The sequence below is a fragment of the Arthrobacter sp. 10N410 genome (assembly GCF_056394945.1).
This window is the reverse complement of record NZ_JBFTIP010000004.1, coordinates 122,856-148,349: the sequence shown is the minus strand read 5'-3', so window position 1 is coordinate 148,349 and position 25,494 is coordinate 122,856. Positions and strand designations below refer to the sequence as shown.

24 protein-coding genes are annotated in these 25,494 nt (G+C 68.2%); 16 read left to right on the top strand and 8 right to left on the bottom strand.

The window, feature by feature from the left end:
• Nucleotides 1-23 precede the first annotated feature (23 nt).
• From AC1DB8_RS11695 to AC1DB8_RS11685, 3 genes are all read left to right on the top strand, one after another.
• Nucleotides 24-791 carry an SDR family NAD(P)-dependent oxidoreductase gene (locus AC1DB8_RS11695; protein WP_441418300.1) on the top strand — a complete coding sequence of 256 codons (768 nt, stop codon included), beginning with the start codon at nt 24-26 and terminating at the stop codon, nt 789-791.
• 87 nt (nt 792-878) lie between these two features.
• Nucleotides 879-2,225 (top strand): MFS transporter, encoded by a 1,347-nt coding sequence (locus AC1DB8_RS11690; RefSeq protein ID WP_441418301.1) that lies wholly within the window; start codon nt 879-881, stop codon nt 2,223-2,225.
• 38 nt (nt 2,226-2,263) lie between these two features.
• Complete coding sequence (locus tag AC1DB8_RS11685) at nt 2,264-3,064, top strand: triose-phosphate isomerase family protein (RefSeq protein WP_476893119.1); 801 nt, start codon at nt 2,264-2,266, stop codon at nt 3,062-3,064.
• Here the strand turns inward: AC1DB8_RS11685 and AC1DB8_RS11680 are convergent.
• From AC1DB8_RS11680 to AC1DB8_RS11670, 3 genes are all read right to left on the bottom strand, one after another.
• Nucleotides 3,022-3,504, bottom strand: a complete 483-nt coding sequence (locus AC1DB8_RS11680; protein WP_476893118.1) for an SRPBCC family protein — start codon at nt 3,502-3,504, stop codon at nt 3,022-3,024. The two genes, AC1DB8_RS11685 and AC1DB8_RS11680, sit on opposite strands and share 43 nt — an antisense overlap.
• Nucleotides 3,501-3,857 (bottom strand): ArsR/SmtB family transcription factor, encoded by a 357-nt coding sequence (locus AC1DB8_RS11675; protein ID WP_441418304.1) that lies wholly within the window; start codon nt 3,855-3,857, stop codon nt 3,501-3,503. Before AC1DB8_RS11675 ends, AC1DB8_RS11680 begins: the two co-directional genes overlap by 4 nt.
• A gap of 116 nt (nt 3,858-3,973) precedes the next feature.
• Nucleotides 3,974-4,423 carry a MarR family winged helix-turn-helix transcriptional regulator gene (locus AC1DB8_RS11670; RefSeq protein ID WP_476893117.1) on the bottom strand — a complete coding sequence of 150 codons (450 nt, stop codon included), beginning with the start codon at nt 4,421-4,423 and terminating at the stop codon, nt 3,974-3,976.
• A gap of 173 nt (nt 4,424-4,596) precedes the next feature.
• Here AC1DB8_RS11670 and AC1DB8_RS11665 point away from each other — a divergent pair, with 173 nt between their 5' ends.
• The gene (locus AC1DB8_RS11665; protein WP_476893116.1) at nt 4,597-5,859 is read left to right on the top strand and encodes an MFS transporter; all 1,263 of its coding nucleotides are present in this window, start codon (nt 4,597-4,599) and stop codon (nt 5,857-5,859) included.
• Here AC1DB8_RS11665 and AC1DB8_RS11660 read toward each other — a convergent pair.
• Nucleotides 5,856-6,641: a gamma-glutamyl-gamma-aminobutyrate hydrolase family protein gene (locus tag AC1DB8_RS11660; protein WP_476893115.1), complete on the bottom strand. Its 786-nt coding sequence runs from the start codon at nt 6,639-6,641 to the stop codon at nt 5,856-5,858. The genes AC1DB8_RS11665 and AC1DB8_RS11660 overlap by 4 nt on opposite strands.
• 53 nt (nt 6,642-6,694) lie before the next feature.
• On the opposite strand from AC1DB8_RS11660, the gene AC1DB8_RS11655 reads away from it, so the two are divergent.
• Both AC1DB8_RS11655 and AC1DB8_RS11650 read left to right on the top strand, forming a co-directional pair.
• Nucleotides 6,695-7,189, top strand: coding sequence for an SRPBCC family protein (locus tag AC1DB8_RS11655; RefSeq protein WP_476893114.1), 495 nt, complete (start codon nt 6,695-6,697; stop codon nt 7,187-7,189).
• A gap of 9 nt (nt 7,190-7,198) precedes the next feature.
• Nucleotides 7,199-8,332: an LOG family protein gene (locus tag AC1DB8_RS11650; RefSeq protein WP_476893113.1), complete on the top strand. Its 1,134-nt coding sequence runs from the start codon at nt 7,199-7,201 to the stop codon at nt 8,330-8,332.
• 38 nt (nt 8,333-8,370) lie between these two features.
• Here AC1DB8_RS11650 and AC1DB8_RS11645 read toward each other — a convergent pair whose 3' ends face one another.
• Both AC1DB8_RS11645 and AC1DB8_RS11640 read right to left on the bottom strand, forming a co-directional pair.
• Nucleotides 8,371-9,306 carry a matrixin family metalloprotease gene (locus AC1DB8_RS11645; RefSeq protein WP_476893112.1) on the bottom strand — a complete coding sequence of 312 codons (936 nt, stop codon included), beginning with the start codon at nt 9,304-9,306 and terminating at the stop codon, nt 8,371-8,373.
• A complete protein-coding gene (locus tag AC1DB8_RS11640) occupies nt 9,306-10,481 on the bottom strand; it encodes a VIT1/CCC1 transporter family protein (protein WP_476893111.1) in 1,176 nt (391 codons plus the stop codon). The genes AC1DB8_RS11645 and AC1DB8_RS11640 overlap by 1 nt, the downstream gene beginning before the upstream one ends.
• Before the next feature lie 301 nt (nt 10,482-10,782).
• Here AC1DB8_RS11640 and AC1DB8_RS11635 point away from each other — a divergent pair, with 301 nt between their 5' ends.
• Nucleotides 10,783-11,016, top strand: coding sequence for a hypothetical protein (locus tag AC1DB8_RS11635; protein ID WP_441418312.1), 234 nt, complete (start codon nt 10,783-10,785; stop codon nt 11,014-11,016).
• 147 nt (nt 11,017-11,163) lie between these two features.
• Here AC1DB8_RS11635 and AC1DB8_RS11630 read toward each other — a convergent pair whose 3' ends face one another.
• Nucleotides 11,164-12,690, bottom strand: coding sequence for a sodium:solute symporter family protein (locus AC1DB8_RS11630; RefSeq protein WP_476893110.1), 1,527 nt, complete (start codon nt 12,688-12,690; stop codon nt 11,164-11,166).
• Nucleotides 12,691-12,969: 279 nt separating this feature from the next.
• Between AC1DB8_RS11630 and AC1DB8_RS11625 the strand changes: the two genes are divergently transcribed.
• The gene (locus AC1DB8_RS11625) at nt 12,970-13,545 is read left to right on the top strand and encodes a helix-turn-helix domain-containing protein (RefSeq protein WP_441418314.1); all 576 of its coding nucleotides are present in this window, start codon (nt 12,970-12,972) and stop codon (nt 13,543-13,545) included.
• A gap of 170 nt (nt 13,546-13,715) precedes the next feature.
• On the opposite strand, the gene AC1DB8_RS11620 is transcribed toward AC1DB8_RS11625, so the two are convergent.
• Complete coding sequence (locus tag AC1DB8_RS11620) at nt 13,716-14,543, bottom strand: DUF559 domain-containing protein (protein WP_476893109.1); 828 nt, start codon at nt 14,541-14,543, stop codon at nt 13,716-13,718.
• Nucleotides 14,544-14,883: 340 nt separating this feature from the next.
• Between AC1DB8_RS11620 and speB the strand changes: the two genes are divergently transcribed.
• The 8 genes from speB (at nt 14,884) to AC1DB8_RS11580 (ending at nt 25,440) form a co-directional block, all read left to right on the top strand.
• Nucleotides 14,884-15,972: an agmatinase gene (speB, locus tag AC1DB8_RS11615; RefSeq protein WP_476893108.1), complete on the top strand. Its 1,089-nt coding sequence runs from the start codon at nt 14,884-14,886 to the stop codon at nt 15,970-15,972.
• A complete protein-coding gene (locus tag AC1DB8_RS11610) occupies nt 15,969-17,636 on the top strand; it encodes a thiamine pyrophosphate-binding protein (protein WP_476893107.1) in 1,668 nt (555 codons plus the stop codon). The genes speB and AC1DB8_RS11610 overlap by 4 nt, the downstream gene beginning before the upstream one ends.
• 159 nt (nt 17,637-17,795) lie before the next feature.
• Nucleotides 17,796-18,281 (top strand): MarR family winged helix-turn-helix transcriptional regulator, encoded by a 486-nt coding sequence (locus AC1DB8_RS11605; protein ID WP_476893106.1) that lies wholly within the window; start codon nt 17,796-17,798, stop codon nt 18,279-18,281.
• 97 nt (nt 18,282-18,378) lie between these two features.
• Nucleotides 18,379-20,457: an MDR family MFS transporter gene (locus tag AC1DB8_RS11600; RefSeq protein WP_476893192.1), complete on the top strand. Its 2,079-nt coding sequence runs from the start codon at nt 18,379-18,381 to the stop codon at nt 20,455-20,457.
• Between the two features lie 264 nt (nt 20,458-20,721).
• Entirely contained in the window at nt 20,722-22,455 is a 1,734-nt protein-coding gene (locus AC1DB8_RS11595) for an ABC transporter ATP-binding protein (protein WP_476893105.1), read from the top strand.
• Nucleotides 22,452-24,518 carry an ABC transporter ATP-binding protein gene (locus AC1DB8_RS11590; protein WP_441418320.1) on the top strand — a complete coding sequence of 689 codons (2,067 nt, stop codon included), beginning with the start codon at nt 22,452-22,454 and terminating at the stop codon, nt 24,516-24,518. The genes AC1DB8_RS11595 and AC1DB8_RS11590 overlap by 4 nt, the downstream gene beginning before the upstream one ends.
• Before the next feature lie 68 nt (nt 24,519-24,586).
• Nucleotides 24,587-25,021: an acyl-CoA thioesterase gene (locus AC1DB8_RS11585; RefSeq protein WP_441418398.1), complete on the top strand. Its 435-nt coding sequence runs from the start codon at nt 24,587-24,589 to the stop codon at nt 25,019-25,021.
• Between the two features lie 164 nt (nt 25,022-25,185).
• On the top strand, nt 25,186-25,440 hold the full coding sequence (locus tag AC1DB8_RS11580; protein WP_175322085.1) for a hypothetical protein: 255 nt from the start codon (nt 25,186-25,188) through the stop codon (nt 25,438-25,440).
• Nucleotides 25,441-25,494: the final 54 nt, after the last annotated feature.

The window sequence follows — 25,494 nt, the reverse complement described above, 5'->3', positions numbered from 1 at the left end:
CCTAACCTCTCAAGGAAACCTCCATGACCTCATTCCCCACAGACCGCACCGTGATCGTGACCGGAGCCGTCTCCGAGCGCGGCATCGGCCGGGCCACGGCGGACTACCTCGCCGAACGCGGCTGGAACATCGGCGTGATCGACCTGGACGACGCCGCCAGTAAGGCCCTGGCCAAGGAACTGGCCGAAAAGCACGGCGTGCAAGCCCACGGCGCCGGCGCCAATATCGGCGACGAGGCCTCGGTCCGCGCCGCGATCGACGAGATCGAGGCCGAACTGCCGCAGCTCGTAGCCCTGGCCAACGTCGCCGGGGTGAGCTCTCCGGTGCCCTACCTGGAACTCGACGCCGCCGAGTGGGACCGGGTGCTCAACATCAACATGAACGGCGTGCACTACGCCACCCGCCGGGCGGCCGAATCGATGGTAAAGCACCGGCTCGGCAGGATCGTCAACATCTCCTCCGTCTCCGCCCAGCGCGGCGGCGGAACCTTCAGCAAGACCCCGTACTCCGTGGCGAAGGCCGGCGTCATCGGTTTAACCCGTGCCACCGCCCGCGAACTGGGCGAGTACGACATCACCGTAAACGCCATCTCACCCGGTCCGATCGATACCGACATCATGGGCGGGACGCTCAGCGAGGAACGCAAGGATGAGCTCGTCAAGGACCTGGTGGTGAACCGCGTGGGCAGCACCCGCGACATTGCGGCCGCGATCCACTTCCTGATCGGCGAGGACGCAGGCTACATCTCCGGGCAGACGCTCAACGTCGACGGCGGCCTGTACATGCACTGACGGCTCCCGACCGCGGGAGCCAGCAGAAACCGCGGGCCGCCGGCCCGCGGGGGAACCACCCCACCTCATCACTCGAAGGAGAGTGCTGTGTCCGTAACCACCGCTACATCCAAGGAGCTTCTGGCCCGTCCGGTCCTGAAGTCCGCGATCTCCAAGGCGGCCCGCCGGCTCATGCCGATGCTGGTCATTCTGTACGTCGTTTCGTTCCTGGACCGGACCAATGTCGGCTTCGCCGAGGCCGCCCTGGGTGCGGACAAGGGCGTGTCCGCTGCGGCCTTCGCCCTTGGTGCCGGCATCTTCTTCATCGGCTACGCGATCTTCGAGATTCCCAGCAACCTGCTGCTCAAGAAGGTGGGCGCCAAGATCTGGCTGGCCCGGATCGCGATCACCTGGGGCATTGTCTCGGCCTGCTTCGCCTTCGTGCAGGGCGAGACCTCGTTTGTGGTCCTGCGCTTCCTGCTCGGTGTCACCGAGGCCGGGCTCTTCCCGGGCGTGATCATGTACCTCGCTGAATGGTTCCCTAACAAGGTGCGCGTGCAGATGTTCGCCATCTTCTACCTGGCCCAGCCGTTCTCCCAGATGATCGGCAACCCGCTCTCCGGCTGGCTGATCAACATCGGTGACCAGGTTCCGGGACTGCGCGGCTGGCAGGTGATGTTCTTTGTCGAGGGCCTGCTCGCCGTCCTGGCCGGCATCGCGGCCTTCTTCTTCCTGATCAACGGTCCGGCAAAGGCTAAGTTCCTCAGCAGCGAGGAGAAATTCGCGCTCAAGGAAGTCATGGCGCTGGAGGACAACATCAAGGACGAGCACGGCCCCCGCGGCATCCTCGCCGCCATGCGCAACGGCAGGGTCTGGTACTTCACCGCGATCTACTTCTGCCTGCAGATCGCGGTCTACGGCGTGACGTTCTTCCTGCCGCAGCAGGTCTCGTCCCTGACCGGGCAGAAGGTGGGCCTCGCCGTCGGCCTGCTGATCGCCGTGCCCTGGTTCTTCGGCATCTTCTCCTGCTACTTCATCGGCAAGGCCGCCAACACGGTGGCCAAACGGCGCAAGTTCGGCACCGCGCTGTTCATCTCGACCGGCCTGTGCATCTTCGGCTCGGCCTGGGCCGGCACCAACCACCAGCCGGTGCTGGGCATGATCTTCATTACCCTGGCGGTCTGCAGCTTCCTCGCGGTCGGCCCGGTGGTGTGGTCCTACCCGACGGCGTTCCTCGCCGGCTCCGCCGCGGCGGCGGGCATCGGCCTGATCAACTCGCTGGGCAACCTGGGCGGCTTCGTCGCCCCGATCCTGCGGACGGCGGTGAACGAGGCCACGCATTCGCCCACGGGTTCGATGGGCGTCTACGCCCTGGGTGTGCTGCCCTTCGTGGCGGCGGCGATGATGTTCGCCACCCGGCGGTTCAGCAACAAGGCGGACGAGCTGCTGGACTAGATCCGGTCCGGCCGCCCAGCCCCAGCTAAAGGAGACCCATGAGCCGCACCTCCGGCACCAGCGCCACCGTCGACCCCCTGTACATCGGTGTCAGCACCAAGATGTACCTGGGTTATCAGGAAAGCCTGCGCTGGCTCTCGGAGGTGCGCGCCGTGGTGGACGCCCGGCCCGCCCTGGCCGCGGGCCGGGACGTCCGGGTGTTCGTCATCCCGTCCTTCCCGGTCCTGGCCGAGGCCGGGAAAATCCTGGCCGGCTCGCCGGCGCTCCTTGGCGCACAGAACTGCGCCTGGGGGGACGGGGCGCTGACCGGGGAGGTCAGCCCGGGCATGCTGGCCGAACTCGGCGTCTCGCTGGTGGAGCTCGGCCATGCGGAGCGCCGGGCACTGTTCGGCGAGAACGACGACGTCGTGGCCCGCAAGGTCCGGGCAGCCGTCGACGCCGGGCTCACGCCGCTGCTCTGCATCGGCGAGCCCGGCACGTTGGGCCCCGAGGAGGCCGCGGCCTTCTGTTTGCGCCAGGTCCGGGCCGCGACCGGGGGCGACGAGTCGCTGACGCCCCGTCTGGTCCTGGCCTACGAACCGGTCTGGGCGATCGGGGCGGACCAGCCCGCCGCGCCAACGTACGTCAACGCGGTGGTGCAGCTGATCCGCCAGGGGCTCGGCGCGCCGTGTCCCATCATTTACGGCGGCAGCGCCGGACCCGGGCTGCTGCCGCAGCTGGCGTCCGCCGACGGGTTATTCCTGGGGCGCTTTGCGCACGACGCCTCGAACCTCGGCCGGGTGCTGGACGAAGCGCTTCAGACCTTCGCGCCGGCCAGCAGCTCCTCGAGCCGCTCGTAGCCCTCGGTCAGGCCGCCTTCCATCCCGGACTGCGCCATGCCGTCACGGGCTTCCATGCTGGGGTAGACGGCATGCGCACTCAGCCGGGTGCGGCCGCCGCCGAGGTCCCGGAAGGTGAGGAACTCGATGCTCACCACGTCCGGGTAGCCGCCGTATTCGAAGGTCTGGGCCGCGAAGTCGTTCTCCCGGACGGTGTGGAAGACGCCGCTGAACCGGTGCGCGACGCCGTCGGGCCCCGTGTGCGTGTAGCGGTAGCTGCCGCCGGTGCGGAAGTCGTAGTGGTCCACGTCCATGGTGATCCGCCGAGGGCCGAGCCACTGGGCGACGAGTTCGGGTTCCTTGTGGGCCCGGAAGACGTCCGCCACGGGAAAGTCGAACTCCCGCTCGAAGTCGATGAAGGGCAGTCCTTCCGGAACCGTGAGTTTCAGGGCGTTGCTCATGATGAGTCCTTTGCCTGGGTGCCGCGCGCGGCGGCCTGGGATCGGAGCACGGCGTCGAGGCTGCGGAACTGCTCCTCGCGGACCAGCCGGTACTGGTCGATCCAGGCGGTGAGCGCCTCCAGCCGTGCGGGGTTCAGGTGGACGGGCCGGCGCTGGGCGTCCCGCGTTCGCGTGACGAGCCCCGCCTGCTCGAGGACCTGGATGTGCTTCGAGACCGCCTGCTTGGTGATCGCGAAGGGTTCCGCCAATTCGTTGACCGTGGCCGGGCCCCGGCTGAGCCGGGCGATGATGCGGCGGCGGACGGGATCGGCAAGCGCCAGGAAGGCGGTGTCGAGGTGTTCGTCGTCGGCCATGTGGTCAAGCTCCGTTATTCAACTGCCGGTTATTCAACTGCCATTATTCAATGCATACGTTGATCAACCTGCTGGTTGTTTAAGGCTAGCCCTGACCCTGCGGGCTGGCAAGAGGTTCAGACTGCCGCGTGCAACCGGGGGAGCGCGTCCACCAGCGGGGCGAGCTCCGGAACCTCCTGCGCCTGGGCCAGGGCGCGCTCCAGCGTGTGGTCGTGGACGGGCCGCGCCTGCTCCAGTAGCTCGATGCCGCTGGGCGTGAGTTCGGTGTAGATCCCGCGGCGGTCGTCCGCGCACAGGATCCGGGTGAGCAGGCCGCGCTCCTCGAGCCGGTTGACCAGCCGGGTGGTGGCGCTGGGGCTCAGGGCCGTGGCCCGGGCAAGCTGCTGCATCCGCATGTGCCAGCCGTCCTGCCGGCTCAGCGCGTCCAGCACCGTGTACTCCACTACCGAGAGCTGCGCCTCGCTCTGCAGCGAGCGCTCCAGCTCCGCTTCGATCAGCCCGTGCAGCGCCGCGAGGGTCCGCCAGCCTTGCGCCCGGACCTCGACGGCGTCGTCTTTGATGCCCATCTGTTGTGCTCCCTTTCAGCTCGGGCAGCCGCGCTCCGAACGGCGAAGTGCGGACAGCCCACAAAAGTAGTTGCTTGCGCGCTATAATTGCGTGTGCAACAATAAATAACGCGTCTGCAACTACTAGCTTACGCTTCGCACATCCCCCCGTACAGTTTTGAAGGAGCTCAGCCATGCCTATCGGCCTGATAGCACTCGCCCTCGGCGGGTTCGGAATCGGACTCACCGAGTTCGTCATCATGGGCCTGCTGCCTCAAGTGGCCGCAGACTTCCGCGTCACCGAGGCCACCGCCGGATGGCTGATCTCCGGCTACGCGCTCGCCGTCGTGGTGGGAGCGCTGCTCCTGACCGCCGCAGTGTCGCGCTTCGAACGCAAACCTGTCCTTGCGGTGCTCATGGTGCTGTTCATCGCGGGCAATCTCGTCTCCGCGGTCGCGCCGGACTACGCCCTGATGATGGTCGGCCGGATCATTGCCGCACTGGCCCACGGCGCGTTCTTCGGGATCGGCGCGGTAGTGGCCGCCAGCATGGTCGCCCCGAACAAGAAGGCCGGCGCCATCGCCATCATGTTCACCGGGCTGACGGCGGCCAACGTCCTGGGCGTGCCGTTTGGCACCATGCTCGGCCAGGCCGCCGGCTGGCGGTCCACGTTCTGGGCCATCACCGGGATCGGCGTACTGGCCCTCGTGGGAATCCTTGCCCTGGTGCCGAAGACCGGGGCGGGTGAAGCTGCCGCTGGCGGACTGCGGGGCGAACTCCGGGCCTTCCGGTCCGGCCAGGTCTGGCTGTCCATCTTCGTGACCATTCTCGGCTACGGCGGCATGTTCGGCGCCTTCACCTACATTGCGTTCACCCTCACCGAGGTCACCGGCTTCTCGGCGGCCACCGTGCCGTGGCTGCTGATCATCTTCGGCGTGGGCCTCTTCATCGGCAACACCGTCGGCGGCAAGGCAGCGGACCGGAACGTGGACCGCACCCTGCTCGTGGTGCTGGCCGCCCTCGTCCTGGTGCTCGTCGTCTTCGCCCTCACCTCGGCCAACCAGCCGATGACCATCGCCTCCATGGTGCTGCTGGGCGGCTTCGGCTTCGCCACCGTGCCCGGGCTGCAGATGCGCGTCATGAAGTACGCCGACAGTGCGCCCACCCTGGCCTCCGGCGCCAACATCGGCGCGTTCAACGTCGGCAATGCCCTGGGCGCGTGGATGGGCGGCGTGACCATCACGGCCGGCCTCGGCTACACCTCGCCGATCTGGGCGGGCGCCGGAATCACCCTGCTGGGCCTGGTCGTGATGGCGTTCGCCGCCGGTGCTGCCAAGAAGGGCGACGGCAAGGGTTCCGCCAAGCACGACGCCGGACGCCTCGCGGCGGCCGTGGCCGGGCCGGCTGCCAGCGACACTAAGGACGCGCGGGAAGACGCCGCGCTGCAGCGGCTCTAACCAGCGGCCGCCGCACGGCTCCGGCAGAGCTCCACGAAGGCGCGGAACGGGGCCTGCCGCTCCTCGGCGGGAAGCTCAAGGGCCTCCGGATGCCACTGCACCGAGGCCACCCAGCGCTCCGGATCTTCCAGGGCCTCCACCGTCCCGTCGTCGGCCACCGCCGTCACCACAAGTCCCTCGGCCACGCGGGCCACGGCCTGGTGGTGGCCGGAGGCAATCTTGACCGTGACTGCGGCTGCAGCGCCGGATCCCGTGGCGGGTCCGGTGTTGCCGTACAGCCCGGCCACCTTCGAGCCTCCGGCGATCCCGACCTCGTGCCAGGCCCACGGGCCCGAGCCATGGACGGGATCCGGCTCGCGGTGCGCCACGGTGCCCGGGTCCATGTCCTGGATGAGGGTTCCGCCGAAGAGCACATTCAGGAGTTGGTGCCCCCGACAGATGCCCAGCACCGGCAGTCCGGCGTCGATGCACTGCCGGGCCACCGCGAGATCCAGCTCGTCCTGCTCCTGGTTGACGTCGTAGCAGGTTCCGCTGTCCTCCTCCCCGTAGAGCCGGGGGTCCAGGTCGCCGCCGCCCGGAAGCACGACGCCGTCGAGCCCGCCAAGTCCCTCGGCGCTGGTCAGCGGCACGGGCTCGCCGCCGCCCTCGCGCACCAGCTCAACGATGTAGTCAAATAGTCCGTTGGCCTCGCCCACCCTGGGATCGGGGTCCAGGGAGCTGCTGAGCCGGACCGGAAGGCCGATGCGGGGGCGGCCGCCGGAGGGCCGTGCTGGAATCTGCATGACTCATTTTGCACCACCGGTTCCGCATCGCAACGCAGGGCTAGGATTGCCGGATGACCAACAGATATCTCGTGTCCCGCAGCCGCTTCATCGCGGCCGCTCCGGAAGCCATCTTCGAAGTGCTTGCCACACCCGCACTGCACAGCGTCATCGACGGCTCGGGCACAGTGAAGGGTGCCCAGCCGCGCGGTCCCGAACGGCTGGCGCTCGGCGCGAAGTTCGGCATGGAAATGAATATCAAGATGGACTACAAGATCCTCAACACGGTCTGTGAGTTCGAGGAGGGCCGGCGGATCGCGTGGCGGCACTTCGGCGGCCACGTCTGGCGCTACCTGCTGAATCCGGTCGCCGACGCCGCCGGAAATCCGGGCACCCTGGTCACCGAGCAGTGGGACGCGCGGGAAGTGCGGGCCAGGATTCTCCTCCGCTTGGCCGGCTACCCCCGCCGCCACCCGGCCAGCATCGAGCAGACCCTCGCCAAGCTCGACGCCTACATGACCTCGGAAGCCGCAGCCGGGTCCGGACCCGCCCCGGACCAGCTTCACTAGGGCCGCCGGATGAGCGCCGCCCGCAGCCTGCATCCGAGTCCGCGCACCCTTGAGGTCGAAAGCGCCGGCAGTTTCGACCGGCTGCTGGCGGCAGGCGCGCGGTCCATGCACGGCTGGCACGTCCAGTCGCTGGACCTGCGTGGCCGCCGGGAGCCGCTGGAGTCCCTCGACGCGCAGGGTGCCATCTTCCTGGGCTGCACCTTCGATGAGGGCGTGGAAGATTCACTGCGCGGCCGCGGCGCCCTGATCTTTCCCAAGCTGGAAAAGGTCCCGTTCAACCCCTACCGCGGCCGGCTCTACACGTCGCAGGAGCTCTACGCGGGCATAGCGGAGGCCCGCTACGAGGACACCCTGGACGCCAGGGTCTACCAGTGGAGCATCCGCCCGGGCCAGCGGCACCGCCTGGACGCGACGCTCGCCGCGGCCCTCCATGACCACTCGATCGGTGATGCGCTCGAAGAGCTGACCCGGTCGGAGCTGTGCCTTGGCCGAACCATGGTGGGCGTCATGGGTGGCCATGCCGCGAGCCGCGGCTCGGCCGGCTTCACCGAGGCAGCGCTGCTGGGCCGCCTGCTGGCGCGGAACGGAAGGGTGGTCGCCACCGGCGGCGGCCCGGGCACCATGGAAGCGGCTAACCTGGGCGCCTACCTCAGCGCGGCGGACGAAACGGATTTCCAGCAGGCGCTGACTGAGCTCGCCGTCGTGCCCGGCTTCCGGCCCTCGGTGTCGGCATGGGCGCGGGCAGCGGCCGCCGTCGTCGAACGCCATCCGGACGGCACGCCGTCGCTGGGGATTCCCACCTGGTTCTACGGCCACGAGCCGCCCAACTTCTTCGCCACGCACATCGCCAAGTACTTCGCCAACGCGATCCGCGAGGCCGTCCTGCTCGAGCTGTGCAACGGCGGGATCATCTTCCTGCCGGGATCCGGCGGCACCGTGCAGGAGATCTTCCAGGACGCCTGCGAAAACTACTACGGCGCCCCGGAGACCATCACGCCCATGGTGCTGGTGGGCGAGGAGCACTGGCTGCGCAGGTTCCCGGCCTGGCCCCTGCTGCAGAGCCTGGCCGCGGGCCGGCGGATGGAAAACCGGATCTTCCTGGTGGACACGGTCGACGAAGCCCTCGCGGTGCTGGAACGCTAGGAGCCCGCGGCGCTCAAGGGGCCGGCGTGCCCAGGGGCCTAGAGGTCCTTGCGGCAGGGGGCGTGGCCCAGCTCGTAGAGGCCGTTCAGGTCCCCGGCGGCCAGCCCGTCCGGCGCGCCGATCTCGGGGTACATCAGCTGCGTGGGGTCGTCCACATGTTCCAGGCCCATCACGTGGCCCAGCTCATGCAGGATCACCGCCGTGGCATACGCCGAGCTGTCCCCGCGGTCCAGGTCCTGCGTGATCTGCGGCGCGTCCAGTTCCAGGCTGCCGGTGACGAAGCTCTTGGGGCCGTCACCGAAGCTGAAGTGGGTGCTGCCGCCGGTGCCGATCACGGCACCCTTGAGTTGCGGCGCCTGCTCCGGGGTGGTCCAGGCGATCAGCAGGGGAGCCCAGCGCTCGCCGTATCTCGCCTTCTGGTACGGCGCGCGGGACTGGGACGGGGCCTCCGTGGTGGGGCCGTCGTTGACGAACTTGATTCCGGTCGCCTCGGAGATGGTCCTGATCGCGTTTTCCACCAGCGGCCCGGCGCCCCTGGGGGCCAGGGCGGAGTTGACCACATAGTGCAGGGGCCGGCAGGGGGAGTAGCCCACCGGGCCGCCGTCGGCGTTGGTGGCCAGGAACTTATAGGACTTGCTGGCGGACGGCGGCGTCTGCGGCTGTCCCAGGGGCTGGTCCTGCTCCTCGTAACCGGGCGGTGGAACAGCCATTTGCGATTCGTCTTCGGGGATTCCGGCTTTCCTGCCCGCCGGACTGGCCGTCGGGTGGCTCGCCGGGGCGCTGGCCGGCTTGGCGTCGGCTCCGCCGTTGAACTCGAAGAGCCCGACAAAACGCGGGTCGCCGTACACCAGCCCGGCCGACAGGAAGGCCGCTCCGGCGATCAGGATGACAGCCGCAACGTTCCGGACCACCCTGACGGCACTGCGGGCGCGGCTGTGCCGCGGGGAGCGGTCCCGGAACCCGGGATCGTCCACTAGGCGACCACCGCGCCGAACACCATGCCCAGAAGATAAGTAACAGCGGCCGCACCGATGCCGATGGCGAGCTGGCGGAATGCGCGGCTGGCAGGGGAGGTGCCGGAGAGCAGGCCGACCACGCCGCCGGTCAGCAGGAGCGCGATCCCCACCAGGACGGCGGAGACCACGAGGGCGGCGATCCCGGTCATGCCCAACAGGAACGGGATGATCGGCACGATCGCGCCGGAGGCGAAGAAGCAGAAGCTCGACGCCGCGGCACTCCAGGCTGTGCCCACGGCCTCGTGCTGGTCCTCCGTTTCGGGAAGTTCCGGCCGCAATGAAAGGCTCGGATCGCAGTCGCAGTCCAGCAGCCCCATGCGCTCGGAGACGCGGTGCTCGGCCGCCTCCCGGGACATGCCGCGGGCCAGGTAGACGAGCAGGAGTTCGTTGTGTTCGATGTCCAGCGACGGCGCCGCCGCGAGCGTGACCTGGGTGGGGCGGGTGGCGGCCAGCAACTCACGCTGGGAACGCACGGAGATGAACTCGCCCGCTCCCATCGACAGGGCCCCGGCCAGCAGGCCGGCCACACCGCTGAGCAGGACCACGGAGCTGCCCACGCCGGAGGCGGCCATGCCCATGACGAGGGAGAGGTTGCTGACCAGCCCGTCGTTGGCGCCGAACACCGCGGCGCGGAAGCTCCCGGCGAGGCGGTTGCGGCCGCGCGTGGCCAGCCCGCGGACTACTTCCTCGTGAATCTGCTCGTCGGCGACCATGGCCGGCGTGGCGTTGGGGTCGTTCGCATACGGGGAGCGGCTCTCGGCGCGCTGCGCCAGGGCCAGGACAAACACAGAGCCGAAATGCCGGGCCAGGAAACCGAGGAACTGGCTGCGGAGCGAGGCGGGGCGCGGCCGGCCGGCATGTTCGCCGAGGAGCTGCAGCCAGTGCGCCTCGTGGCGTCCCTCGGCTTCGGCCAGGGCGAGCAGGATGTCGCGTTCCTCGCCGCTGCGGTTCTGTGCGAGGTCGCGGTAGACGGATGCCTCGGCGCGTTCGTCGGCGAGGTACTGCCGCCAGCGCTTGATGTCCGCCGAGGTGGCGGCGGGACTTGCCGTGAGGCTTGCCGCCGGGCGCGGCGGGGATCCCGCGGCGGGGCTGTGGGCAGAATGGTTTGGGTCAGATGGGGCGTGCTGAGACACGTAAACTCCTGGGCTTGATGGGGCATGGTTCGGCCCCATTGCGACTCCAGCGTACCCCGTAATTCCGCGGATTTTCGGCTGGCAATCCTCAGTGGAAAGTTTCGGTACGCCGTAAAGTAAGCACCCTTACTTCCCGGCGGCGTCCGGGCAGGACGGCCCTTGACCCCCACTGCCGGCGGTGTTCGAATAAAGGTCAGGGCGGGTTCTTCGGCAGGCCCGTCCGGCCGTTTCCGGGCGTGAGCCTGAGGGCCCGGGCGGCTTGAAGACCACTGCCGCAGCCCGAGCGCACGGAGGTCGCACCATGGACAACACCGGACCACAGGCCGCCCAGCCGGCCAGGGACTCCGTCGAGTCTGATCCTGCCTACGACTTTGCCGAGGATGCCCCGGTCGGCGATGCGGAGACCGTGGACGAGGAGCTTCTCGAAGAAGCAGACCGAAACGTCCCGCTCGATGCGGAGGATTTCCTCGGAGACGACCAGCCGATAGTGCCTGCCGATACGGACGAGTTCCGTGAAGCCGAGGAAGAAGAGTAGACGGCCCGCGTCAGACCGGCTGTTTCAGCAACAATCCGGACAGTACGACGGCGGTGCCTCTCCGGGTGGGAGGCACCGCCGTCGTTGTTGTGGGAGCCGGTGCTGCCTGGCCCGCTTTCCCGGGCCGGGCATGTGTTCAGGCGTGGACTAGTGGCTCAGCGCCGGGACCTTTTCCTGTTCCTCCGTGACGTCGCCGGCAACACGGTCGTGCCAGTTCTTCATCACCGCGGGATCCGTCGGCCTGGTCAGCAGTGAGACCGCGACGTAGACCACCGCGGAGGCCAGCAGGCCGTAGTAGATCGGTTCGTTGGCGTAGATGCCGTCCAGCGGGACCTCGGCATTGATCTCCAGCACGATCATGGTGCCGAGGGTCAGGACCGACCCGACGGCCATCGAGGCAGCCGCAGCCACCCCGGTGCCGCGCTTCCACACCAGGCCGCCAAGGATCGCGACCAGCAGGCCGCCCACGAGGATGTCGTACGCGATGGTGAGCGCCGCGACGACGTCCTTGGTGATGATGGCGATCACGATCGCGACGACGCCCAGGCCCAGCACCCACAAGCGGTTGGCCCTGACGTCGTGCTCCGGGTTGTCCGTGTCGTCGGTATTGATGGTCTTGCCGAACCAGCCGGCGACGAAGGGCAGGACGTCGGCGCGGGCCACGGTTGCGGCGGCGATCAGGGCGCCGGAGGCGGTGGACATCATGGCGGCAACGGCCGCGGCGAGCACCAGGCCGCCGATGCCGATCGGCAGCAGGTTGGTCGCGACCTCGGCGTAGACCACGTCCTTGCCGAGCGCTTTGACGTCGATGTCGGGCAGGGCGACCCGGGCGCCCAGGCCGATCAGGGCGCCGGCGGCGCCGTAGAGGATGCAGTAGACGCCGGCCGTCGCGCCGCCCCAGCGCGCGACCGTGGGGGTCTTGGCGGTGAACACGCGCTGCCAGATGTCCTGGCCGATCAGCAGGCCGAGGGTGTAGACGACGAAGTAGGTGATGATCGTCTGGACGCCGATGCCGTCAATCTGGAAGAAGCTGGCATCCACGCGGCTGCGGATGCCGTCGAGGCCGCCGGCGGCGTTGAGTGTGAACGGCAGCATCAGCAGGAAAATACCGACCGTCTTGATCACGAACTGCACCTGGTCGGCCAGGGTAATGGACCACATGCCGCCGATGGTCGAGTAGACCAGGACGATGGCGCCGCCGATGGCGATGGCCAGCGCCCGGTCCCAGCCGAAGAGGACGACGAAGATTGTGGCGTACGCGCCTGTGGAGGTGGCGCAGAGCATCAGCGTGTAGGCGAGCATGACGATCCCCGAGGTCTGGGTGGCCCGGCTGCCGTAGCGCAGGGTCAACATCTGGGAGACCGTGTAGATCTTGAGCTTCTGGATGGTGCTGGCGAAGAGCAGGCTGAGCAGCAGCACCCCGGCGCCGATCGCGACCACGAGCCACATGCCGGAGATACCGAACTTGTAGCCGAGGCCCACGCCGCCGACTGTCGAGGCGCCGCCAAGGACGACGGCGGCCATGGTGCCGGTGTACAGGAAAGGCCCGAGCCGGCGACCTGCCACCAGAAAGTCGCTGTTGTTCCTTGTGCGGGACTTGCCCCACCAGCCGAAGGCCAGCATGGCGATGAGGTACACCACCACGATGGCGATGTTGACGAAACTTGCGTCCATAAGGGGGCTCCTTGGAGCTGTTCGGAAGCAGCGCAGGGCGTCCGGGCCGCAACCTTGCGGCCGGCGTCCGTTACTGCTTGACGGTAGATTGCGGGAGGGCAGCCGGTGAGACTCCCGCCATTGCCCAATAGGCAACAGTTGTTGCCAAACAGTAAGTTGTGACGGGGGTAACAGTCAAGGTCTTTCCGCGGCGTGTCCTTCCGGGCATCCCGGTGCCGGTCTGCGGCTAGGATTGGCTCCAATGATGGGGCCGCGCGGCCGGCCGTGAAAGGTTCCCTTATGAAGGCTCTACCCGTAGAACCGAGCAACGTTCCCGTTGCCATCGGTTCCAGGATCCGTGCCGCCCGGCAGTCTCAGCGGCTCACCATCGAACAGGTCGCTGATGCCACCGGCCTGACCAAAGGCTTCCTCAGCAGGGTCGAGCGGGATCTCACCTCGCCCTCCGTGAGTTCGCTGGTGACGCTGTGCCAGGTCCTCTCCATCTCGATCGGCGAGCTGTTTGCCGCGCCGGAAACCCACCTCACCAAGCAGGGCGAGGGCCCCCGGATCTCGCTCGGCGGCGAAGGGATCGTGGAACGCCTGCTCACCGCCCGCTCCGAGCGCCGGGTGCAGATCATCCAGGCCGTGATCGAGCCCCGCGGGCGCGGCGAATCCGAGTTGTACGCCGTGGACTGCGACGTCGATGTGCTCCATGTGGTCAAGGGCAGCATCCGGCTCATCCTGACCAACGAGGAGTTCGAGCTGGGAACCGGAGACACCGTGACCTTCCCCGGCCGCGAGCCGCACACCTGGATCAACCCCAGCGACGAGCCCGTTGAGGTGCTCTGGGTGCTGGTTCCGGCCGCGAGCCGGTAGGTTCTCCGGGCCCGGCCGGACCCGCCAGGCGGCCGCGCTGCCTGGGCCGGCCGCTGCGTTCCTGCCCGGTTGTTGGCTCCCCGGCTAGTGCCTGGCCGAGGCGAGCCCCGGAGTACCGCGGGTCGACGCTGCAGCGCGGGAGTCCGACGTCGAAGAACTGGGCTGGAACGTCAGCGGGCAGACTGCGGGCCCCGGCCCAGCACGGCCCGGATCTCGGCCAGGACGCGTTGCGGCTCGAACCAGATGTGTTCGGGCATGTACCGGAGCACGGCAAACCCGTGCAGGGTCGAGGCGTTGTTCCGGCCCAGGTCGCGTCGGAGCGCGTCGCGGTTGGAATGGAACGCGAAGCCGTCCACCTCCACAATGAGGAATCCGTCGAGCAGGAAGTCCACCCGGCCAATTCCGGGCAGGTAGACCTGGGCGTCGTAGCCGATTCCGTTGGTTTTGAAGAGGTGCTGGGCGTCGACCTCGACAATGGATTCGGCCCGCAGGTCCAAGAGATGCAGTGCCGTGCGCACCGGTCCGGATCTTTTGCCCGGGAGCTCGCCCTTCAGCAACTCCAGAGGCACACCATGCAGCCGTAGCGCCGAGGTCGCCATCGCCGTCGACGCCGGGGGAGCGAGGCAGCTCATGGCGTGCAGGACCACGTCCTCGACCGCCGCCAGCGGTAGTGTCGCATGACCCTCGAACCTGACGGTCCTGTGTCTGATGAAGCCGGATCCGTGGCCGTGGTTGCAGGCGAGGTGGTGCCGGTCCGGCGGTTCATGCAGCCAGAGGCCGTAGTGCCCGGCGGCGCTGGCGCAGCTGACCCGGGCATTGTGCCGGACTGCGGCTACGAACTCGGGAGCGCATCCGGGAAGGACAAATACGCCCCGCCGCAGCTGGCGCACGCCGGCGTCAGGCAGCCGGGCAACGTCCGTTCGGGAAAAGCCGGCAGCCAGGACTTGGCCGGTCCGGGCGACGCCGCCCACCCGGCCGAGGTAGTCGAGGAGGTCCATCAGGCCAGTACAGGGGCGTGACCGGTCCGGCGACACCCGGCAACCGGGCTATCTGGACAAACCCCGAGGGCGCCCGGACCCGCCCGGACCCGTCGGCGGCCGCGTTCCCGCCCAGTTCTCCAGGCCCGGCCGGCCCCGGTGGACGTGGAAAGCCCGGAAAGCCGAGGACCGGCCGCGGCGGCGCACGCTGCGCGACCCAAGAACTGGGCGGGAGCGCTCGCTGCCGGTCCGAGCGCGAGCTCAGTCGCCATCGTTGGTAAACAACTGATGCGCAGCAGACAACTCCGAGTGTATGATGGCAGTCACACCCGTCGGACAACCCTCGAAGGAGACTCCTCCCTTGGAAGAGCTGCGCATCGAGGCCAATGGCAACCTTGGCCCCATCGATTCCTCCCGCATCCCGCGCTACGCCGGCGCCGCCACTTTTGCCCGCCTGCCCCGGCTGGACCAGGTGGCCAAGGCTGACGTCACGGTGGTCGGCGTTCCTTTTGACTCCGGTGTCTCCTACCGCCCCGGCGCGCGCTTCGGCGCCAACCACGTCCGTGAAGCCAGCCGGCTGCTGCGGCCGTACAACCCGGCCTGGGACATCAGCCCCTTCGAGAACATCCAGGTCGCCGACGCCGGGGACATGGCCGTCAACCCGTTCAACATCAACGAGGCCATCGAAACCATCCAGCAGAACGCGCTGGACCTGACCGCTGCCGGCGGCAAGCTGCTGACGCTGGGCGGAGACCACACCATCGCGCTGCCGCTGCTTCGCGCCGCCGCCGAACGCGCCGGACAGCCCGTCGCCATGCTGCACTTCGACGCGCACCTGGATACCTGGGACACCTACTTCGGCGCCGAATACACCCACGGCACCCCCTTCCGCCGCGCCGTCGAGGAAGGCATCCTGGACACCGAGGCGATCAGCCACATCGGCACCCGCGGCCCGCTCTACGGCAAGAAGGACCTCGACGACGACCACCGCTTCGGCTTCGGCATTGTCACCTCCGCCGATGTCTACTACCAGGGCGTGCTGGAAACCGTCGCCAAGGTCCGCGACCGGATCGGCAACCGCCCGCTCTACATCTCCGTCGACATCGACGTCCTCGACCCCGCCCACGCGCCCGGCACCGGAACCCCGGAAGCCGGCGGCATCACCAGCCGCGAACTGCTGGAGATCATCCGCGGCTTCCGCGGCATGAACCTGGTGGGGGCCGACGTCGTCGAGGTCGCCCCGGCGTACGACCACGCCGAGATCACCGGCGTCGCCGCCAGCCATGTCGCCTACGAACTCGTCACCCTGATGGCCGACAGCGCCGTCGACGGCGACCGGACCGGCGCGCCCAACGGCTACGCCGCGCAGGCCCTCGGCCACGAGTCCCGCCGTCCGGCCGGCTTCGCCGCTCCGGCAGCCCAGCCGGTCGAAACCGGGGCCTCCCAGTGACCGGCGTGCGCAACGGCGGCGACCTCGTCGTCGAAACCCTCGAGGCGCTCGGCGCCAAGACCGTCTTCGGCATCCCCGGCCAGCACGCCCTCGGACTCTTCGATGCGATGGGCCGCGGAAAACTGCATTTCATCTCCTCGCGGGTGGAGAACAACTCCGCCTTCGCCGCCGACGGCTATTCCCGTGCCACCGGTGAAGTCGGTGTCCTGTTCCTCTCCACCGGCCCCGGGGCGCTGACCTCCCTGGCCGGCCTGCAGGAGGCCTACGCCACCGGGGTGCCGATGGTGGTGGTGGCCAGCCAGATTCCGCTCGACGGCCTGGGCGCGCGGCGCAAGGGCATGCTGCACCAGCTCGATGACCAGAAAGCTTCGGCCGCCAACGTCACCAAGAGCCAGCGGCTGATCCAGCACGCCTCCGGCATCCCCTCGGCCATCCAGGACGCCTGGACCGAGGCCATCTCCTCACCGCAGGGCCCGGTGTGGATCGAAATCCCGCAGAATGTCCTGCTGGACCCGATCATGGTGCCCCCGGTGGAGGACGCACTCGCCGAAGCCGCGGACAACCCGCCCCGCGTGGAGCTGGTTCGCGAAGCCGCGAAATGGCTTGCGGAGGCGAAGCGTCCGGCCATCATCGCCGGCGGCGGCACCCGCCGCGGCCACGCGGAGAAGTCGCTGCTGTCCCTCGCGGAGAAGCTCCACGCGCCGGTGATCTGCACTCCCGGCGGCAACGGCGCGTTCCCCTGGACCCATGAACTCTCGCTCCAGTCCTGGATCGAGGACCAGTACATGACGGAGCTGCTCGAGGACGCCGACGTGCTGATCGTCATCGGCTCCTCGCTCGGCGAGGTCACCTCCAATTACTTCACCTTCGAACCCCGCGGCCGGATCATCCAGATCGACGCCGAGCCGCGGGTGCTCGAATCCAACCGTCCGGGCCTGGGCATCCGTGCCGACGCCGGCCAGGCGCTCGCAGCCCTCGACGAGGCCCTGGCAGCCGCACCGGCCGACGCCCGCCCCGACTGGCACGGCAGTTCGGCCGAGAGCATGGTCAAAGAGACCCTGGTCAAGGTCAAGGCCCGGCTGGAATCGCAGGACCTCGCCAAGGAACTGAAGTTCATGGCCGACATCCGCGAAGCCGTTCCTTCGCAGATGCAGACGTTCTGGGACATGACGATCTCCGCCTACTGGGCCTGGAGCTGCTGGGACGCCCGCGAGGGCCAGTTCCACTCCGCCCAGGGCGCCGGAGGCCTCGGCTTTGGCTTCCCGGCGGCAATCGGCGGCGCCGTGGGGCTGGAGACCACCGGTAAACCGGGCGGTTCGGCCCGGGTGCTCGCGGTGTCCGGCGACGGCTCGGCGATGTACTCGATCTCCGAGCTGGCCACCGCCAAGCAGCACAACGTTCCGGTCACCTGGCTGATCGTCGACGACGGCGGCTACGGCATCCTGCGCGAGTACATGGTGGGCGCGTTCGGCAAAGCCACTGCCACCGAGCTGGCCCGCCCCGACTTCGTGAAACTGGCTGAGGCCTTCGGCGTCCCGGCGGTCCGGGTGGCCCCCGAGGACGTCGGTGACGCGCTGAAGGCGGGCTTCGCGGCGGACGGGCCGAACGTCGTCGTCGTCGAAACCCTACTCAAGATGTTCGCCCCCACGCACCTGGACGTCTAAACCCCCATCCCAACGAACGAACACAACAGGGCCCCGAATCCTCACGGATCCGGGGCCCTGTTGTGTATGGGTGCGCTCCCCGTCGAGGCTTCTTAGTTTCCCAAAGCAATCAATTTATTGTATTGTTGCTTCAGGCAAGTAAGTAAGGGGCTTCCAAACATGTCAGTTGCATCGACCACTGCAGCCAAGCTGGTCCACCAAATCTTCGATCTCCAGCGCGCCGTCCGGTGCGTCGCCGCGGCGAACCTTCGCGGCGACGATACCGGCGTCGCGCTGCAGGGCGTCCTGCGCTTTGTGGGGGAGGGCGAAACCCGTGCCACGCAGCTCGCGGAGCGGCTGGGCGTCAGCGCCCCCGTCCTCAGCCGGCACCTCGCCGAACTGCTCGAGCAGGGCTACGTGGTCCGGCGGCCGGATCCCGAGGACGGCCGGGCGCAGCTCATCGCGCTCTCGCCGGCCGGGACCGAGAAACTGCGCTCCATCGAGGCGCAGCGCGCCGCCACGCTGCAGGGCTTCCTGCAGGACTGGAGCGAGGACGACGTCGAAGAGACCTCGCGCACCTTGAAGAAACTAGCTGAATCCCTCAGGAGTTCAGCCCGGGCAAAGACGGCCGGATCCGCCGACACGACCAACTTTGTTGAGGAGTAAATCTATGGCCAGCCACGCTGCCGCCGCCGGGCCGTCCCCGGCCACCACCGCGCAAGCGGCCCCCGCACCGCAACCGCACCACGAACCGCAGGCGGCCATGAGCCACCGGCAGATCATGGAAGCGCTGACCGGCCTGCTGGCGGCGTTCTTCACTGCCATCCTGAGCAGCACCATCGTTGCGAACGCGCTGCCGACCATCATGTCCGAACTCAAGGGCACCCAGACGGACTTCGCCTGGGTCATCACGGCCGCATTGCTGGCCAACGCGGCCACCACCCCGATCTGGGGCAAGCTCGCGGACCTCTTCAACAAAAAGGTCCTCGTCCAGCTCAGCATCGTGATCTTCGTGGCCGGCTCCGTCATGGCGGGCCTGTCCGAGACCATCCCGCTGCTGCTGACCGCCCGCGTCATCCAGGGCATCGCGATGGGCGGCCTCACCGCCCTGGCGCAGGCCATCATCGGCTCGATGATCCCGCCGCGCGACCGCGGCAAGTACTCCGGCTACATGGGCGGCGTCATGGCCGTCGGCACGGCGGGCGGCCCGCTGCTCGGCGGCTTCATCGTCGACAGCCCGCTCGGCTGGCGCTGGACCTTTTTCGTCTGTGTCCCGCTCGCCGTCGTCGCCCTGATCCTGCTGCAGGTCACACTGAAGATCCAGCACGTCAAGCGCCCCGCCAAGATCGACTGGCTCGGCTCCATCCTGCTGACCTCCGGCGTCAGCCTGCTGCTGATCTGGGTCTCCTTCGCCGGCAACCCGGACTACTACGACTGGTGGTCCTGGCAGACGGTCGCCATGGTGGGCGGCGGCATTGTGCTCCTGGGCCTGCTGGTGCTGGTGGAATCCAAGGTGGCCCAGCCGATCATCCCGCTTAAGATCATCTCCGAGCGCACCACCGCCCTGGCGATCCTCGCCTCCGTGGCCGTCGGGGTGGGCATGTTCGGCTCCTCGACGTTCCTGGGCCAGTACTTCCAGGTGGCCCGCGGTGCCACCCCCACCGAAGCCGGCCTGCTCACGCTGCCCATGATCGCGGGCAACCTGATCGGCTCCGTGCTCTCCGGCCAGCTGATCAGCCGCACCGGCAAGTGGAAGCGCTACCTGGTCGCGGGCGCCGTCGCGCTGATCGGCGGCCTCGGCCTGGCCGGCAGCATGGACCACACAACCGAGCTCTGGCTGACCGGGATCTACACGGCCATCCTCGGCGTCGGGCTGGGCTTGCTGATGCAAAACCTCGTGCTTGCCGTCCAGAACACGGTCCAGGCCAAGGACATCGGCACGGCCAGCGCCTCGGTAGCCTTCTTCCGGTCCGTCGGCGGCGCCATCGGCGTCTCGGTCCTCGGCGCCGTGCTGGGCAACCGGGTCAAGGATCTGGCCGTGGAAGGCCTCGCTGCCGCCCGGATCAAGGTCCCGGCAGGATCCACAGGGGCCAGCATGGACCTCAAGGACATGCCCGCACCGATCCGCGACATCATGCGGGCCGCCTACGGTGACGCGATCGCAGAGGTCTTCCTGATCTCTGCCATCATCGGTCTCGTGGCGCTGGTGGCCATCCTGTTCATCAAGGAAAAGCCGCTCCGCCGCACCGTCGACATCCGACCGGAAGCTTCGGCCTCCGCCGCCGTCACCGGGTCCGGAACCGCCGCCGACGTCGAAGCTGCCGCCGGGGTGGCTGCCCACGCCGCCGCCGCTTCCGGCCCCGCAGCGGGGCCCGCCGCGGCTCCCACGCAAGGGCACGACTCCGCCGAGACCGGCATCGTCGACCTGGACCGCGAGTTCATCGAGGTCCTGAGCCGGCAGCGCGCCACCGGGTCCCGGTTCCCGGACGCCGCGCGGCTGGGTGCGGACAACCGCCAGAACAGTGACGGCGAAGCCAGGGCCGAGCGTGAAGGCGCCCGGCTCCGGGCCCGGACCATGGTGGCCGAGGCGCGCGCCGACGACGCCGACGTCGTGCCCCTGCTGCTCCAGACCCAGCGGTTGCTGGCCGAACAACAGGTGCAGCTGGCGGATGCCCTGCGTGCCGTCCACGAGCAGGCGGCGGAACAGCGCGCGATCGCGGCCGAACAGGCCCGGGTGGCGGAGCAACTCACCACCCTGCGGCGCCAGCTCGCCAAGGAACGCAAGCTCCAGCGCGCGGCGGCCGACTACATCGCCACGCAGGGCCGGCACCGCGGAGAGTAAACGACCCCACGAAAGCGGTCCCGCGTCTGCCCTCCGGGGGAGCCGCGGGGCCGCTTTTGGACGCCTCGGCGCCCTGGCGGTGGCCGCCGCAGCGGGTTAAGTACAACGATTGGCTGACATCCGCAGCTGGAGGTACCACCCCGGCACGGGATTTCGTAGAGTGGGACAGCTAAGGCTGTCGGTCCCGGCTGCTATAACTTTCCTTGTTCGTCTGCTGTTCTTCCTCTTCTGCGCTTCATGAACCATTCTTAAGGACCCGTGGGCATGCTTGTCACCCTCATACGGCGCTATTCCAAGCCGTATTTGCCGTTTATTGCGGCCGTCGTCATCTTCCAGTTGGCCTCCACTATCGCGGCCCTGTACCTGCCCAGCCTCAACGCCCAAATCATCGACGAGGGAGTCTCCCGCGGCGACACGGACTACATCTGGCGCACCGGCGGTCTCATGCTCGGCGTCGCCCTGGTCCAGGTGGTCACCGCGATTGCCGGTGTGTACTTCGGTTCCAAGGCCGCGATGGCGTTCGGCCGGGACCTGCGCCGGGGCGTTTTCCGCAAGGTCAGCAGCTTCTCCGCCAGGGACGTCAACGTCTTCGGCGCCCCAACGCTGATCACCCGCGGCACCAACGACGTCCAGCAGGTCCAGATGCTCATGCTGATGGGGCTGAACTTCATGGTGGCCACGCCCATCATGTGCATCGGAGGCATCGTCATGGCCCTCCGCGAGGACCTCAACCTGTCCTGGCTGGTCTGGGTCTCGGTGCCGCTGCTGGTGGTCGTGGTCGGCTACCTCGTGGTCCGCCTGATGCCGCTGTTCCGTTCCATGCAGGCCAAGATCGACCGGCTCAACGGCATCCTGCGCGAGCAGATCATCGGCATCCGCGTGGTCCGTGCGTTCGTCCGCGAGCCGCACGAAGCGCAGCGTTTTGGCGCCGCCAACAAGGAACTCACCGAGGTCTCGCTCAAGATCGGCGCCTTGTTCGTGCTGATGTTCCCTGCGATCGGGATGATCCTGCACGTTTCCACCGCCGCCGTGCTCTGGTTTGGCGGCCAGCGGGTGGACGCCGGGGAGATGCAGGTGGGCTCGCTGACGGCGTTCCTGCAGTACCTGCTGCAGATCCTGATGGCCGTCATGATGGGCACGTTCATGGCGATGATGATCCCGCGCGCCTCCGTCTGCGCGGACCGCATCGGCGAGGTGCTCGACGTCGAACCCTCCATCCACGAACCGCTCGCCCCTGTGGCTCCCGCCGCCAAGGCCGGCCGGGTGGAGTTCCGGAACGTCTCCTTCGCCTACCCCGGTGCCGAGGCACCGGTGCTCAGTGACATCAGCTTCACCGCCGAACCGGGCCAGACCGTCGCGATCATCGGGTCCACCGGCGCAGGCAAGACCACCCTGCTGGCGCTGCTGCCGCGGCTCTTCGACGCCGCCTCCGGCGAGGTGCTGCTCGACGGCGTCCCGGTCACCCAACTGGACCGCGCCGAAATCACCGGGCGCGTCGCGATGGTGCCCCAGCGGCCCTACCTGTTCTCCGGCACCATCGAGCACAACCTGCGCTTCGGCAAGTCCGAAGCGACCGACGAGGAACTCTGGGACGCCCTCACGGTGGCCCAGGCCGCAGACTTCGTCCGTGAAAAGAAAAACGGACTCGGCGCCCGGATTTCCCAGGGCGGCACCAACGTCTCCGGCGGCCAGCGGCAGCGTCTCTGCATCGCCCGCGCACTCGTCACCGAACCCAAGGTCTTCCTGTTCGACGACTCCTTCTCCGCCTTGGATGTCGCCACCGACGCCCGGCTGCGGAAGGCGCTCAAGGCCAAGACGGCCGACGCGACGGTGATCATCGTGGGCCAGCGCGTCTCCACCATCGCGGACGCGGACCAGATCCTCGTCCTGGACAACGGCCGGATCGTGGACCGCGGAACCCACGAGGAGCTCCTCGCCAGCTCCAGCACCTACCAGGAAATCGTCGAATCCCAGCTGACCGCGGAGGCCATCGCATGAGCACCAACGAAAAGCTCAGCCACGGCTCCGCCGGCAAGGCTCCCCACGAGGCGCCCGTGGAGGCCCCCGCCGAAGCTCCCGAGGAGGACTTCTACGAGGAGGAATTCACCCCCGGCGAAGCCGACGGCGGCATGTTCGGCGCCGTGCCGGCGAAGAAGGCCCAACACTTCTGGCCCTCGGCGAAGCGGCTGATGGGCCTGCTGAAACCCGAGCGGGCCGGCATCGCCGCGGTCCTCGCGATGGTGACAGTCGCCGTCGTCCTCAACGTGATCGCCCCACGCATCCTGGGCCAGGCGATGGACGTGATCTTCGGGGGAGTGGTCGGCAAACAGTTGCCGGCCGGCGCCACCAAGGACCAGTTCATCGCCGGACTGCGCTCCCAGGGCCAGGACAACTTCGCGGACATGCTGGCCCGGATGGACGTTGTGCCCGGCGTGGGCATCGACTTCCAGAAGCTCGCCTTCCTCATCAGCATCGTCCTGGTGATGTACTTCGTCGCGAACATTTTCCTGTGGCTGCAGGGCTACGTCCTGAACGTGCTGGTCATGCGGGTGGTCCGCCGGCTGCGCGACGACACCGAGAAGAAGCTCAATAAGCTGCCGCTGGGCTACTTTGACACCCGCCAGCGCGGCGACATCCTTTCCCGCGTCACCAACGACGTCGACAATATCCAGCAGGCCCTGCAGCAGGCGTTCGCGCAGCTGGTGAACTCGGCACTGACCGTGATCGGCATCGTGATCATGATGTTCATCGTGTCCTGGCAGCTGGCCCTGATCGCGCTCATCGCCCTCCCGCTCTCGGGGGTGGCCGCCGGCATCATCGGCGCCCGCAGCCAGAAGCTCTTCGCCGCGCAGTGGAAGAACACTGGCGAGCTCAACGGCCAGATCGAGGAATCCTTCTCCGGCCACGACCTGGTCCGCGTCTTCGGTCGCGACGCCGACATGCTGGCCCGCTTCGACGAACGGAACGAGGAACTCTACAAGGCCAGCTTCGGCGCCCAGTTCGTGTCCGGCATGATCATGCCGGTGATGCAGTTCGTCTCCTACCTCAGCTACGTGGGGATCGCCGTCGTCGGCGGGCTGCGGGTGGCCTCGGGCGGGATGAGCCTGGGCGACGCCACGGCGTTCATCCAGTACTCGCGCGAGTTCACCCAGCCGCTGGGGCAGATGGCCGGCATGGCCAACATGCTGCAGTCCGGCGTGGCCTCCGCCGAGCGGGTCTTCGAATTCCTCGACGCCGACGAACAGGACGCCGAGACCGCCCTCGAGCACCTCCCGGCCAAAACTGACGGGCACGTTGAGTTCAAGCACGTCACCTTCAGCTACACCCCGGACAAGCCGCTGATCGAGGACCTGTCCTTCACCGCCGAGCCCGGGCACACCGTGGCCATCGTCGGCCCGACCGGGGCGGGCAAGACCACCCTGGTGAATCTCGTGATGCGCTTCTACGAGCTCAACGCAGGCAGCATCACGCTCGACGGCGTCGACGTCACCCGGCTCAGCCGCGCCGAACTGCGCTCCAAGGTGGGCATGGTCCTGCAGGACGCGTGGCTGTTCGGCGGCACGATTTACGAGAACATCCGCTACGGCAAGTTGGACGCCACCGAGGACCAGATCATGGCCGCGGCGAAGGCGACCTTCGTGGACCGCTTCGTGCGGGCGCTGCCGGAGGGCTACAACACCGTCATCGACGAGGAAGGCAACAACGTCAGCGCCGGGGAGAAGCAGCTGATCACCATTGCGCGGGCCTTCGTGGCCAACCCCTCGCTGCTGATCCTGGACGAGGCCACCAGCTCGGTTGATACCCGCACCGAGGTTCTGGTCCAGAAGGCCATGGCCGCGCTGCGCACCGAGCGGACCAGCTTCGTGATCGCCCACCGCCTCTCCACCATCCGGGACGCGGACACCATCCTGGTGATGGAAGCCGGACGCATCGTCGAACAGGGCAGGCACGCGGAACTGCTCGAACTGCGCGGTGCCTACTACCGCCTGTACATGTCCCAGTTCGCCGGCGAAGACGCTGAGGCGTCTCTCGAGGAAGAGCCGACGGCGGTGCACAGCTGAGCGCCGGAACCGGGGTCGGGAGCATGCCCGGAACCAGCGAACCCCGGCGCCTCGAGGTGCAGGTGCCGATGCGATGGGGCGATATGGACGCCTACGGCCACATCAACAACGTGCAGATCGTCCGGATCCTGGAGGAGGCCCGCATCGCCGCCTTCGGGCCGCCGCGGGGAGCGGGCCTGCCCGGCATGGAACCCCAGGTGTCGCTCTTCAACGACATCCCGGAGGGCACGCTGGCGCTGGTCGTGGAGCACAAGATCCGCTACGTCCGGACGCTGGAATACCGCAACGTTCCCGCCGTGGTGCAGTTGTGGGTCGGCGCGGTCAAAGGGGCCAGCTTCGACATCCACTACCTGGTCCAGGACCCCGTCACCGGCGAAGACTGCGTCAAGGCGAGCAGCCACCTCGCGTTCGTGGACGAAGCCACCGGGCGGGTGCTTCGGCTGACCCCCGAGCAGAAGGCAAAGCTCGCGCCTTTCGCGGCGGCCCGCCACGAACCCAACTGACTGGCAGTAGTCGTCGTTTTGAGCCCGCTAAACGACAACTAATGCGAGCTAGTTGGGCCGGCGGCCCGCCAGACCCACTAGCCCCTACCTCGCTGCCGGGATCGGTCCTAGACTGAACAGGCCCGCGGGAAGCCGGCAGGATGCAAACCTTAGGAGCACGGATCATGGCCAAGCGAAGCAAGATGAAGGCGCGGAAGAAGACCTGGAAAGAGCTCTCGCCGATGGCGAAGTTCGGCACCATCACAGCGGCCGTCGTCCAGCTCTCCCTCCTGATTGCCGCCCAGCGCGACATCTCGCGCCGCCCGGCGGAGGAGATCCGCGGCAGCAAGGCGTTGTGGCGGGCAGCCACTCTCATCAACTTCGTCGGCCCGGGCAGCTATTTCACCTTCGGCGTCAAGCGCCGCCCGGCCGTCAAGTAATACCCCGGCCGCCCTCCGCGGGCGCTCTGCGGGCTCCGCCAGAACCGCGGAACA